Source organism: Maribacter ulvicola (assembly GCF_900155985.1).
Classification (GTDB): domain Bacteria; phylum Bacteroidota; class Bacteroidia; order Flavobacteriales; family Flavobacteriaceae; genus Maribacter; species Maribacter ulvicola.
Genome location: NZ_FTMA01000002.1, coordinates 305,178 through 317,948, shown reverse-complemented (window position 1 = coordinate 317,948; position 12,771 = coordinate 305,178). Strand labels below are relative to the sequence as shown.

Genomic DNA, 12,771 nt, shown 5'->3' with positions numbered 1-12,771 from the left:
ATGAAAACAACTTTTATGAAATCAAATTTAAAATTTTTAGCAATCGTAGCCTCTGCGGGTCTTTTTTTACAATCGTGTAGTAGTGATGATGACAGTAGTATGGAGTTAAGTGCTCCAGAAATTACCAGTTTTGAATTTGGTGAAGGTCACCATGACGAGGGCGAGGATCATGATCATGAATCAGAAGAAGCTTACGCTTTTAAAGGTACAGACCTTCACTTAGCTGCAGAAATTAATGCAGAGGCTACAGTTAGTAGTATTACGCTTTCTATTCATTCTGACGCGGTAACCGCTGGAGAAGGCGAAGTAGATTGGGAATTCAAACAAGTTTTTACAGATGCTAAATACTTAGTAATTAATCCTGAATTCCATGAACATGTAGATGTTCCTTCCGATATACCGGCAGGGGAGTACCACATTGAACTTTTGGTAACCGATGAATTGGGGAATAGCACAGAAGTAGACGGACATCTTCAAATTATGGACACCATTACCATTAGTGGGTTTGAAATGGATGAAACAGTAGCTAGAGGAGATGATTTCCATATTGAATTTATGATTGATGCAGCCCATGGTATACATAATATTACTGTTGATATTCATGCACATGACCTTACACCAGCAGACGGAGAAGAAGAGTGGGATTTTGAGGCGGAATTTTTAGATGGGTATCATGAAGCATCTGAGGCTGAATTTCATGAGCATATTGTTGTTCCTGCTACTGCTCCGGCAGGAGAATACCATGTACTTTTTACGGTTGAAGATGAAGATGGCAACACCATAGCATACGAAACACATATTGATGTTACTGCTTAATTTATAAAACAAAACCGCACGGCATACAACATGCTGTGTGGTTTTAAATCTAATCTTATGAAATCTACATTTAAATATTTATATTTTTTATCCTTTATACTATTAATTACGGCATGTTCTAGCGATGATAGCACAGAAATAGATGAAGAAAAACCAACTATTACCGTGAACTATACAACCGGTTTTCCCCAAGGTTGTGCATTTTTGACCAGAGGCGAGACCTATAATTTTAGGGCAATGGTAACAGACAACAGCCAGTTGGCTGCTTACAGTATTGATATTCATCATAATTTTGACCATCATACACATGATGATCAAGTAAGAGATTGTAATTTAGGAGCACTACAACAAGCTGAAAATCCTTTAATATTTGTAGAAAACTATACCATTGCAGGGTCTAAAACAAGTTATGAAATTAATATTCCGGTGACCATTCCTAATGATATAGATACGGGCGATTACCACTGTGCGTATTCGGTAACAGATGCCACCGGTTGGCAAAGCAGGACATCTATTGACATAAAAATTGTGGAATAACGCATCAAAAAAAAGTGAATATAAGATAGTTGTCGATTCTCTTTTGATCAACCCAACTATTGTGTTCTAATTGCTGAACATTGTGTTATTTATGACTCTTCTTTCTTTTTAACTTTGCTTAATTCTTTAAATTTAAGGTAGTATGGCTAAGGGATTAAATGTAATCATCACAGGATCTACCGGTATGGTTGGTCGTTCAACGCTCAATGAATGCTTGGTAAACGACAAAATCGCCGAGATTTTAGTTATTAATAGAAGACCCGTCGGCATTATGCATCCTAAGTTGAAAGAGATTATTCATTTAGATTTTTCTGATTTTAGTTCATTGGAAAATGAGTTACCTCAATATGACGCATGTTTTCATTGCATGGGAGTTTCATCAGTGGGAAAAAATGAAGCGGAGTTTACCAAGTACACTTATGACGTCACTAAATCTTTAGTGGATACCTGCTATGCAGCAAATCCTGATATGGTTTTTAATTACGTATCGGGAGCAGGAACAGACGCTAGCGCAAAAGGAAAAATTATGTGGGCAAGAGTGAAAGGTAAAACCGAAAACTATGTGTTAAACAAAGGTTTTAAAGATGCTTATATGTTTAGGCTAGGTGCACTTTTACCCGAAGGAGATGTTAGCTCAGGTACCAGCTGGTACAAATACATATATAGTATAATGAAGCCATTCTATCCAATAATGAAAAAATTAAAATCTGTGACCACCAGTAGTAAATTTGGTAAGGCTATGATCAATTCAATAGCTGCTAATCAAGATTTAAAGTATTTAGAAGGGGTAGATATTAATTATTTGGCTACGAAAGAATAACAGAACACGTTTATCATTTGCCTGAATTCATTATTTTAGTCTCCAGTTTCAATTTGTAGAGGTTCCTTAGAACGCTACATCAAATTATATCAATGACTAGAATTTCCTTTTGCGCTTCAATATTATTCGTTTTAATTGCAACCTCTTGTAAGACTGATCATAAAAAGAATTTTGAAATTTCTCGTTCTAAAGAACTAGCAATTAAAAATAAGGTACACAATCAATTATTGGATATTGAAAAGGAGCAGGGTTGGAGCTTACTTTTTAACGGTGAAACATTAGATGGTTGGCACCTTTTTAACAAACCAGATTCTACCCAATTCTCCGCATGGGAAGTAAGGGATGGTATGATATTTTGTAATGCTACGGATGAAAGTAAAGTATTTGGAGACTTAGTAACCAATAAGGCTTATGAAAACTATGAACTACAGTTTGATTGGCAGATGGCGCTCCGCGGAAACGGAGGAGTATTTATCAATGTACAGGAAACTCCAGAATATAAGGCTACCTACAACACTGGTGTTGAGTACCAATTATTAGAACCAGAACACATGGATACTAAAACTCCCTTAAAAAGACCTGGCACCATTTGGGGATTATCACCACAATTAAATACTGTTGAAGCTAACCCTGTGGGGCAATGGAATACCACAAAAATTATTCAACTAGATGGAAAAATACAGTTTTACCTCAATGGTATTCTTACGGCCGAAGAGGAAATAAATTCCACCACTTGGAAAAATAAAATTGCCAAATCAAACTTTAAAGATGCACCTGGTTTTGGTAAAGTTGCCCAAGGTAAAATTGCGCTACAAAATTGGTATTTTGAGTCTTGGTTTAGAAATATAAAAATCAGGGAGTTGTATTAATTTTTGTACCTATTAATTTCCATACAATTTTAGCTCTATGACTTAATTTGGAGCAATGTCTATATTTAAATAACCTATAAAAATACCAAAGAAGTAGGTTTTTAGTGAGTTTATCGTGTTTTCATATGAAATGAGAAACTCAATGGTTCTAAAATTTTAAATGAATTCTTATCACTCTTTAGATACCTATACATACCTTTCATTACTATCCGGCATCAAATTAGCACATATACACTTTAAAATGAGCTAATTAACATTTCGTTATTTAGTTGGTTACTGTATATTTGAATAGACAACCAACCTATCAAAAACTTTGAATCTCATAAAACCATACCTTCTTTATGTAGTTTTATTAATTTCATCATTTGCTGTTTCTCAACATACGCTTTCAAACCAAGAATCTCTTGATAAGTATTACGAATTACATGAAATAATTAAAACAAAGAATATTAAACTCAATGATGAAATATATTGGGCTTATTATTTTGAAATAGATGATTTAGTAAATCAAATAACCAATAACCATGAATTAGTCTTACTTCATTATTACACATATGCGTATAACTGTAGGTACCTAGGTCTAACAAAAGAAGCTATACATCTTTATAATAAATTTTTTACTTACTATACTAAAAACGAATTGTTATTTACACCACAGGAGAAAGTCAAATTTACTCACTACCGCGCACAATCATACGGTTATTTGGCTGATGTTTATGCGAAAGCCTCCCTACTAGATAGTGCAGGAATTACACATAGAAAGAATATAAAATTCACCAAAAAATTAAAAAATTTAAATAGGGCCTCGGCACTAAACAATTATGGCTTGTTCTTTTATTGGACAAAGAAAGAATTGGATTCTGCGCTACTATATTTCAATCAGTCACTGGTCCTTACAAAATCTATACAGCCTATAAATCATTTACTTGGTAGCGTAAGAGATAATATTGCAGATATTTATGTAGAACAAGGTAAGATTGCAGAAGCCAATGAACTGTATAGAGATAACTTTGAATTTTACCAAGTGTCAAAACTCAAAAAATCTAATGATAAAGATTTTCAAAGCTTAGATGCTGTACGCTTAGCTGCTGCCGGTGCACAATTAATCAATACCTCCATAGACCTGAATCAACTAGAAGAAGTAGATAACGTATTACATCAAATGCACCAAATATTGATCGATTCAAAATCTACAAAGAACCTAGAACCAAGTTCAAGATTACAATATTTACAAGCTAAGGAACGTGTTTTATTTGTACAGAATAAAATTGAAGATGCCTATAAACTTTCTAAGAAAACCAGACATTTATCTGATAGTATCGTTAAAGTAAATTTCGAAAGACAATATCTTGTTAAAAACATGATAGATGATGTTGCATTCCAGCGATTAAAAACTAAATATGCTATTGAAAAGGAGTTAAAAGAAAATAAAATAAAAAATCAAGAATTAAAACTATGGATAATCTCCATTTCATCCATTTCTGTTTTAGGCTTTTTCTTGTCTTTGTACTTTAATAGAAAGCAGCATATCATAAATGCCCAAAATAGACAGCAAATTGCAGAGTTGAAAAATAAAAAACTGAAAAGTGAGATAGAATCAAAGCAACGTGATTTATCTGATTTTGCACTCAACCTAACCCAAAATCAAGAATGGGCCATAGCACTGGCAAATAAATTAAGTTACCTTAAAACTACTAAAGGTAGGGAACGAAAAAAGTTATTTGATGCTTTTGAAAAAGAATTACAAAATAGAATCAACTTTGATATGGACACAAATACGTTTTATCAAAAATTAGATCAACTAAGTGATGTCTTTTATAAAGAATTAAATACCAAATTTCCCAACCTCAGTAAAACAGAAAAGCGGTTATGCTCATTGATTAGATTAAAAATTGAAAGTCACAAAATTGCAGTCCTTCAAAACATAACCTTATCCTCCGTAAATACAAGTAGGTACCGATTAAGAAAAAAATTGAACCTTTCTAAGAATGAAGATTTGGATAATTATATTCAAAGTTTATAAACATACAAACCTCCTTATTTTACTGGCGCTAAAAGACTTTTGAATTCATTTTGTATAGTGTTTGTCTATTGTCTAAATTGAAATAGACCAAACTTTTAGTTATAAATTAGAACATAGATCATGGCTTAATTAAAGCTTGATTTTTTCTAAATTCTTTAACTAACTTAAACAGATTATAGTTATGAAAACCTATTTCTTAAGTTTCGTCTTTATAGGATTAATACATCCAATTTTTTCTCAAAACGAAGTTGCCTTGGGTATAACGAATAAGAAACATTTGTTAGAAATCAAAAGCAAAACACCTAAACCTCTTGAACCCAATACCATTTCTGCACGCGTAGTCAATTTTCAAAATTTAGTCTCTAATTATGATATTACTACTAATGCGATATATACACCTAAAGAAAGGGCAACTTACACTGTAGATTTTAGAGAAGGGAAAAATAAAATAACCAATGTGTATGATCATGAAGGAAATGTAATTAAAAACAAACAGAAATATATAAATATTCCTTTGCCAAATAGCATTTTAAGTCGTGTCATGAAAATGTACCCACAATGGACTTTAAAATCAGCCAAATGTCTCATCAAATCTGAAAAAGATTCGCAAGCCATCACCATCTATAAAATTAAAATCAACTTCGGCAAAAAAAGTAAGATAATTAAAATTGTAACCTAGATCAGCTGTCAAAACCTGAAAAAGAATTAATTTTAGATACTTGAGTGTTTTTATTTCATTCATAAATTTAATGGACAAAAACTTAAAACATCTAAAATTAGCCAACCAACCACCATACCAGAAGTCCTGCATCAATTGGACAATATTATCGATAATGCTATCCTTTACAATGACCGTATTGGCTACTTCGCCTTTTTGTATAGAAGGGTTACCGCTGAAATTCTGAAAGAAGTACAATTAGGCAATTTTGAAGATAACCCCCGTATGGAAACCTTTGATGTCGCCTTTGCCAATTACTACATAGACGCATATAACGGTTATACTACAAACCAACCAATTAGTGCATCTTGGCAATTTGCCTTTAGTTCCAAAAACGAACCTTTAACTATATTACAGCACATTATGCTAGGTATCAACACCCACATCAATCTTGATTTGGGCTTAGCCGCAAGCGCTGTTATGAAAGGTCAAGAAATATCAGCTATAGAAAATGACTTTAATAAAGTAAATCATATTCTGGGCAATATCGTTAATGAAATGCAAGATCGCCTAAGTCGGGTTTCTCCATTACTATTTCTATTGGATATTGTCGGAAAGAATACTGATGAAGAAATTATCAACTTTAGTTTAGGTAAAGCTCGTGAGCTATCATGGATTAATGCCAATCTGCTCTGGGGATTAGGGTCCGGTCACCAAGATACTGCTATCCAGCAAATGGATATCACCGTGTTAAAAATTGGCGAGTTTATAAAAAGTCCAAAATCAAAAATAGTCACCTATGCTCTTCAGTTTTTAGGCAAGTTTGAAGAAAAAAACGTAGGTACCGTAATTTCTCGGTTACGGGAAGATTAGCTAATCATAGTATTGGATGGAAATATAGATGTTCTCAAAATCTATATTGATCATTTTTTATCAATCACTTAACTTATATATAGCGTACAATTTACTTAACTTTATACGTATAGCAATAATGCTATTTAATAATAGGAGGCAAACAACTATTGTGTATATCCATCCTATTTAAAATAAGGTGTTTACAAATTTGTAAGATGAGACACTTGAGTGCAGAAAAACGATCAAAAAACTTAATTTTTTATTACGCCTTTATTGGTTTAATTGTCTGGGGCTGTGCTACCACTAAAAATGACAAGCAGCATGTAGAAACGTTAAATGTTGATAATAGTACCGCCCAAGTACAAGGTAATTCAGCCAAAAATATTGCTAATATTCTACCTTATGGTTTTGATGACCATTCATATATTGGTATACACCCAGATAGTATAACTAAAGAAATCATTGTCACAGATTTATTCAAACAAGAAGAAATTAATAGTGAAGAAAACGGCATATCCAAAGCGTCATATCTTAAGCATATTAGTCCCGTAGCCAATAAGATTGTTCAAAATTACCTTACCAGTGAAGTTAAAGAACCTGGGGGACATTGTTTAGCCGTTAGTAAAGATCGTTTTGTAAAGGCCTATAAAGAGGTCCATGGTCATTTACCGTACCAAGATTTACCTGATAGCATGGCTACCAACATATATACACCAAAACAAGTGTTCAATCTGCTGTATGTTACCGCTTCAAAACCAGATAAAAGTTGGCAAAGTTTACCGGAAAGGTATAGAGGAAAAGGTAATGCTGGTGCTATTGTATATGCCGGTATGGGTACGTTGGTAGACGCTACAGGAATTTGGTCCGGTCAATTAAAACCGGGCGCGCTTATGCAAGTATGGCGATATAAAGAGGATTACATAGAGGTTGTTAAAGGGGCAAACGTTAAAAAACTAGATCCATACGGACATTCCTTCATTTTCATCAGCTATGTACGCGATGAAAAAGGAAAGATTAAAGGATTAAAAATTGCTGATCAAGGGTTTCAAAGCTATAGACCCCTTGTACCTAGAGACTATGACGTGTGGTGGGCGGTTAACTTAAGCGTATAAACACGATCAACGACCTTCATAAAATTTTAAATTTACATATGTAATTTACTCATAACTAACACGTTCTAATAATAGTGGCCTATCCTAAAATCTATACTAGCCTATGTTTCTTTTTTCACTTTTACTTTCTTTAGGGTTTTCTAATGATATATCACCTAAAAATGACAAGGTAAAGGATTATAGTATTTCTAATCATAGATTTAAAACATCAAATAATTTTAGTGAAGAAACACTTTTGCTTCATACGTCATCAGATTCTATTGTTGACTCATATGCCAATACTAAAGAAAATACCGATCAACTGCGTCTACGATTAAAAGAAGACCTTAGATTAGGTACCATTTCACTAGACCACGTTAAAACGGAATTTGCCAATCAGTTAGTTGATAAAATTATACCACATTGGTACGGTACTCCTTGGAGTTTTGGCGGGCATACCGCTACGCCCAATGAAGGTAAAATTGCATGCGGTTATTTTATTTCTACTACATTGCGGGATATGGGCGTAAATATCAACCGATATAAATTGGCTCAAAAATCACCAATTGATGAAGCTAAAATGATTAGTTGTGGCTCAGTAATTAGCCAAGTTGAACACGACTCCCATGAAAAAGCTTTTGACGAAATTGATACACTAACCCAAGAAGGACTTTATTTTATAGGATTTGACGAAGGACATGTAGGCTATCTTTTAAAACGGGAAGGGGAGTTGTTCTTAATTCATTCCAATTATCTTAATCCGGTTTCAGTTTGTATGGAAACCCTTAAAGAATCACGAGTTTTTAAACGTTTCACTAAATTTCATCTTGTAGCGATCTCTCATAATGATGGGTTGTTACAACGCTGGTTGGAAAATGGTACAGTTATTTAAAATAACTCATGCAAAAATCCTTGTTTGTATAATTTGAAGTAGAAAAATATAGGAAATTCAAACTATGCTCATCACAAAAAAATACTATTACATTACGTTGTTTTCCTTTTTATCCTTTTCTTTTTCTGTGCCTTTAGATAAATATCAAGAGTCTAATTTTAAGAAAATACCGACAGATAATTTTCATAACCTGTATAAACTGAATGATAGCTTATATCGCTCCGAGCAACCCTCTAAAAAGGGAATGCGTGAGCTACAAGCTATGGGAATACAATCTATCGTTAATCTTAGACGCCAAGCAACAGATGAAAAAAAAATAAAGGGTTTACATATCAATTTAGAACGTATTCCATTGAAAGCATCAACCATAGATTTTGATGATGTCTTTAATGCCTTGAACAGCATACAACAGGCAAAAAAACCTGTTCTTGTTCATTGTTGGCATGGTTCTGATAGAACAGGAGTTATTGTAGCCGCATCTAGAATGGTATTTGATAATTGGAGCAAAGAAAAAGCTATTGCGGAATTTACAGATAAACGCTTTGGCTACCATAGAACACGATTTCCTAACCTTATAACTTTATTAGCATCTTTGGACGTAGAACTGCTAAAAGAAAAATTAGCAGAAGTAAGAATGGTAAAATCCAATTAAACTTTAACTAGATAGTTTGCGCTACCAATACCTCGCTGACATCATTAGCACCCTTTTCGTATTTACAACTATTCTGTAATACAATTTTGTTGAGTTTTAATTAAAAATATCTAAACATTACGTATCTTTAAATCTAAATTCAGTATAACTTACTATTATCTTAAAAAGTATGTTCGGAATATTTAAAAAGAAGTCGGAAAAGGAAAAATTGCAAGTGCAATATGAAAAGCTGTTGAAAGAAGCCCATACATTGTCTACGACAAATAGAAAAATGAGTGATCAAAAAACTTTTGAAGCTGAAGAAGTTATGAAAAAAATAGAGCAGCTTAATTCATAACTGTTGTTACTTTATCAACATTACTCCATTTATCATGAGCTTCTTAAACATCGCTGTTTTATTATCCAGTAGTGCTTTCTTATACTACGGAGTGGAATGCTTATGGTCAAAAAAGATGAAAGATGAATTTATCAGGTTTGGATTAAAGAAGCAAAGAGTGTTAACGGCATACCTTCAAATTTCAGGTGCATTAGGTGTAATCTTTGGATTTTTCTTGGCTCCAATATTAATTCTAATTTCTGCAGCAGGACTAGCGCTTCTAATGTTTTTAGGCTTTGGTGTTAGAATTAAAATCAAAGATAGCATAGCAGAATCTTTACCATCACTGATTCTTGGTCTCATTAATCTATTTATTGCGGTAAGCTATTATAATCTGCTTGTTTCGTAAGCTTTATAAAAAGGCAATTAGCAAACACAACGTTAAAAACAAAGCGGCAGGAAAAGATTTAAATAAAGGATCTTTTATTTTAAAATGCATAACTATAGATCCTAATAAAAAAGCTGCTAAACCTATAGCTGCAGGTTGCTTTAATACAGGAATCCAAATAGCGGCAAGAAGAAAAATGGCAAGAATAACCTTTAAAAATCCGACTATAAAACACATCGTTTCCGAAAGACCGTAAACTTTAAATTCTTCCATTATAGTCTGGGCATTTCCTCCGCGCCACATAGTGGACTTTTTATTTTGTACAAGCCAAACATTTAAAATACTGATGCCAACAATTATTTGAAATGCGATTATTAAATAATTCATTTTAAAGTAGTTTTGTAGTAAAGGTCATTATTAACCTCAATTCAAAAATACTAATTTTGTTTATCTTTAAGCAATTTTAGTTAAACAAAATTATTAAATGAATAAACAGGATTATAAAATACACATCATAGGTGCAGGGATTAGCGGATTAGTAGCCGCAACTGTATTAGAACAACATGGCTATTCACCTGTGGTCATTGAAGCTAGCGATAAGGTAGGCGGTAAAGTCAAAACAGATATTAACAACGGTTATCAATTAGATCACGGATTTCAAGTTTTGTTAACCGCATACCCGGCGGCTCAAAAATATCTTGATTACAAATCATTAGAACTGCAAGAGTTTTTACCTGGTGCATCCATTTTCAAAAATGGAAAACAAGAAATAATAGGCGATCCCCTTAGAGATGCATCTTTATTATTTTCTACACTATTTGCCAATATTGGTACTGTTGCGGATAAATTAAAAATTCTAAAATTAAATACCCGACTTAAAAATAAAACCGTTGAGGAGATTTTCTCTGACAAAGAACAATCTACACTTTCATATTTGAAAGAATTAAATTTCTCTACTAATATGATAAACGATTTCTTTACCCCATTTTTTGGTGGAATATTTCTTGAAAACAAATTAGATACTTCTAGTAGAATGTTCGAATTTGTTTATAAAATGTTTGGTGAAGGCAGTGCTGCTTTACCCAAAGGAGGTATTAAGGAGATTCCGAAACAACTTCTAAAAAAACTGAAAAACACTACTATATTATATAATACAGCCGTATCTTCAATTACAGACAGAAAAATACTTCTTGCAAATGGTCAAGAACTGGAGAGTGAATTTATAATTATCGCGACAGAGGCGAGTAGCTTAATTCATAATTTGAAAAATCAGGCTATTGAATGGCAGCATTGCGATACTTTATATTTTGAAACGGAAAGCAGAGCTATTAAAAAACCATTGATCGGACTTATTCCTGAACCAAATGCTATTATCAACAACATCTTTTATCACACTAGTCTGCAAACATCTGTAAACGACGGTAAACAATTGCTATCTGTTACTGTTGTCGATAATAAAGGTTTATCTGGAGAAGAATTAAAAGCTCAAGTTCAAAAAGAGTTAACTGAACTTTGCGGAATCACTTCTAGTACATTTATAAAACACTACAGCATACCTAAGTCGCTACCAAAGTTGAGTGAACTGCACTACGAAATATCACCATCGGAAACCCGCTTGACAGAGACTATATTTTTATCTGGCGACGTGCAATTAAATGGCTCATTAAATGCAGCCATGATCGCTGGTGAAAAAGCTGCCCTTGGTGTTTTAGAAAATCTGCAGGGTTTGTTTAAATAAAATTACTCCCAATTATTGGTCCAGTCTTTCCATACCACATCCAATCCGTTACTTTTCAGCATTTCTGTAATTACCTCTGTTGGTCTTTCATCAGAGATTTCAAATTGCTCTAAAGATTCGGGTGCTACGGCATAACCGCCAGGATTGGTTTTAGACTCGGCACTTATCGAAGTGATTCCTAAATTGACAATATTATTTCTAAACACCTCACTTTCTCGGGTAGACATGGATAACTCTACATCTTCATCCAATAACCGAAATGCACAAATTAATTGTACCAAATCTGGATCGGTCATTTCTACTTTAGGCTCCAATCCGCCAGAATGCGGTCGTAATCGTGGAAAAGAAATGGAGTACTTTGTTTTCCAATAGGTCTTCTGTAAATACTTTAAATGCAAGGCGGTAAAAAAGCTATCCGCACGCCAATCTTCCAATCCGAATAAAGCGCCTAAACCAATTTTGTGAATTCCAGCTTTGCCCAGGCGATCGGGCGTATCCAACCTAAAGTCAAAGTTGGATTTTTTACCTTTCGGATGGTGTTTTTTATACTCTTCCCTATGATAGGTTTCTTGATATACCAATACTGCATAGAGTCCGCTCTCTATCAATTGCTCATATTCATGTTGCAGTAAAGGTTGTACTTCTATAGTGATATTAGAAAATTGGGAACGAATCAATTGCAAAGCGTTATTGATATAATCTACACCAACCAATTTATTGGCTTCACCCGTTACTAGTAATATATGGTCATATCCCTTCGATTTTATATAGGCAACTTCCTTTAATACCTCAGCATCGGTCAAGGTACGTCGTGGAATCTTATTGGTCATACTAAACCCGCAATAGGTACAAATGTTCTGACATTCGTTACTCAAATACATGGGCGAATACATCTGTATGGTATTCCCAAAACGCTTTTTCGTCAACTGCCTGCTCAACTGTGCCATCTCTTCTAAATAGGGCTTGGCGGCAGGAGAAATCAATGATTTAAAATCCTCTAAATCCCGTTTGGTGTTACGCAATGCACATAACACATCGTTCTCTGTTTTAGAAAATATGCTCTGTAAGGTGTCATCCCAATTATAGGTATCCAATATGTTTTTAAAACTGCTCATA

Annotated in this window: 15 protein-coding genes; 13 read left to right on the top strand and 2 right to left on the bottom strand. The window is 33.7% G+C overall.

Annotated features, from left to right (window positions below; all coding sequences use genetic code 11):
- The 12 genes from BW936_RS10145 (at nucleotide 1) to BW936_RS10095 (ending at nucleotide 9,938) form a co-directional block, all read left to right on the top strand.
- Nucleotides 1-816 (top strand): DUF4625 domain-containing protein, encoded by an 816-nt coding sequence (locus BW936_RS10145; RefSeq protein WP_084182043.1) that lies wholly within the window; start codon nucleotides 1-3, stop codon nucleotides 814-816.
- A gap of 57 nt (nucleotides 817-873) precedes the next feature.
- Nucleotides 874-1,353, top strand: coding sequence for a DUF4625 domain-containing protein (locus BW936_RS10140; protein ID WP_076548273.1), 480 nt, complete (start codon nucleotides 874-876; stop codon nucleotides 1,351-1,353).
- Between the two features lie 142 nt (nucleotides 1,354-1,495).
- Complete coding sequence (locus BW936_RS10135) at nucleotides 1,496-2,173, top strand: NAD-dependent epimerase/dehydratase family protein (RefSeq protein WP_076548272.1); 678 nt, start codon at nucleotides 1,496-1,498, stop codon at nucleotides 2,171-2,173.
- A 92-nt stretch (nucleotides 2,174-2,265) separates the two neighbouring features.
- Nucleotides 2,266-3,042 (top strand): 3-keto-disaccharide hydrolase, encoded by a 777-nt coding sequence (locus BW936_RS10130; protein ID WP_076548271.1) that lies wholly within the window; start codon nucleotides 2,266-2,268, stop codon nucleotides 3,040-3,042.
- A gap of 313 nt (nucleotides 3,043-3,355) precedes the next feature.
- Nucleotides 3,356-5,065, top strand: coding sequence for a transcriptional regulator (locus BW936_RS10125; RefSeq protein ID WP_076548270.1), 1,710 nt, complete (start codon nucleotides 3,356-3,358; stop codon nucleotides 5,063-5,065).
- Nucleotides 5,066-5,246: 181 nt separating this feature from the next.
- Nucleotides 5,247-5,744, top strand: coding sequence for a hypothetical protein (locus BW936_RS10120; protein ID WP_076548269.1), 498 nt, complete (start codon nucleotides 5,247-5,249; stop codon nucleotides 5,742-5,744).
- A 36-nt stretch (nucleotides 5,745-5,780) separates the two neighbouring features.
- The gene (locus BW936_RS10115; protein WP_317042887.1) at nucleotides 5,781-6,596 is read left to right on the top strand and encodes a DUF5995 family protein; all 816 of its coding nucleotides are present in this window, start codon (nucleotides 5,781-5,783) and stop codon (nucleotides 6,594-6,596) included.
- 197 nt (nucleotides 6,597-6,793) lie between these two features.
- On the top strand, nucleotides 6,794-7,690 hold the full coding sequence (locus BW936_RS10110; RefSeq protein ID WP_076548267.1) for a hypothetical protein: 897 nt from the start codon (nucleotides 6,794-6,796) through the stop codon (nucleotides 7,688-7,690).
- A 103-nt stretch (nucleotides 7,691-7,793) separates the two neighbouring features.
- On the top strand, nucleotides 7,794-8,561 hold the full coding sequence (locus tag BW936_RS10105; RefSeq protein ID WP_076548266.1) for a hypothetical protein: 768 nt from the start codon (nucleotides 7,794-7,796) through the stop codon (nucleotides 8,559-8,561).
- Between the two features lie 64 nt (nucleotides 8,562-8,625).
- Nucleotides 8,626-9,213: a dual specificity protein phosphatase family protein gene (locus BW936_RS10100; protein WP_076548265.1), complete on the top strand. Its 588-nt coding sequence runs from the start codon at nucleotides 8,626-8,628 to the stop codon at nucleotides 9,211-9,213.
- A gap of 169 nt (nucleotides 9,214-9,382) precedes the next feature.
- Nucleotides 9,383-9,550 (top strand): Lacal_2735 family protein, encoded by a 168-nt coding sequence (locus tag BW936_RS19480; protein ID WP_143744099.1) that lies wholly within the window; start codon nucleotides 9,383-9,385, stop codon nucleotides 9,548-9,550.
- A gap of 34 nt (nucleotides 9,551-9,584) precedes the next feature.
- The gene (locus BW936_RS10095) at nucleotides 9,585-9,938 is read left to right on the top strand and encodes a DoxX family protein (protein ID WP_076548264.1); all 354 of its coding nucleotides are present in this window, start codon (nucleotides 9,585-9,587) and stop codon (nucleotides 9,936-9,938) included.
- Between the two features lie 3 nt (nucleotides 9,939-9,941).
- Here the strand turns inward: BW936_RS10095 and BW936_RS10090 are convergent, their stop codons facing one another.
- Complete coding sequence (locus BW936_RS10090; protein WP_076548263.1) at nucleotides 9,942-10,304, bottom strand: DoxX family protein; 363 nt, start codon at nucleotides 10,302-10,304, stop codon at nucleotides 9,942-9,944.
- A 97-nt stretch (nucleotides 10,305-10,401) separates the two neighbouring features.
- Here BW936_RS10090 and BW936_RS10085 point away from each other — a divergent pair, with 97 nt between their 5' ends.
- Nucleotides 10,402-11,655: an NAD(P)/FAD-dependent oxidoreductase gene (locus tag BW936_RS10085; RefSeq protein WP_076548262.1), complete on the top strand. Its 1,254-nt coding sequence runs from the start codon at nucleotides 10,402-10,404 to the stop codon at nucleotides 11,653-11,655.
- Between the two features lie 2 nt (nucleotides 11,656-11,657).
- Here BW936_RS10085 and thiH read toward each other — a convergent pair whose 3' ends face one another.
- On the bottom strand, nucleotides 11,658-12,770 hold the full coding sequence (gene thiH / locus BW936_RS10080) for a 2-iminoacetate synthase ThiH (protein ID WP_076548261.1): 1,113 nt from the start codon (nucleotides 12,768-12,770) through the stop codon (nucleotides 11,658-11,660).
- Nucleotide 12,771: the final 1 nt, after the last annotated feature.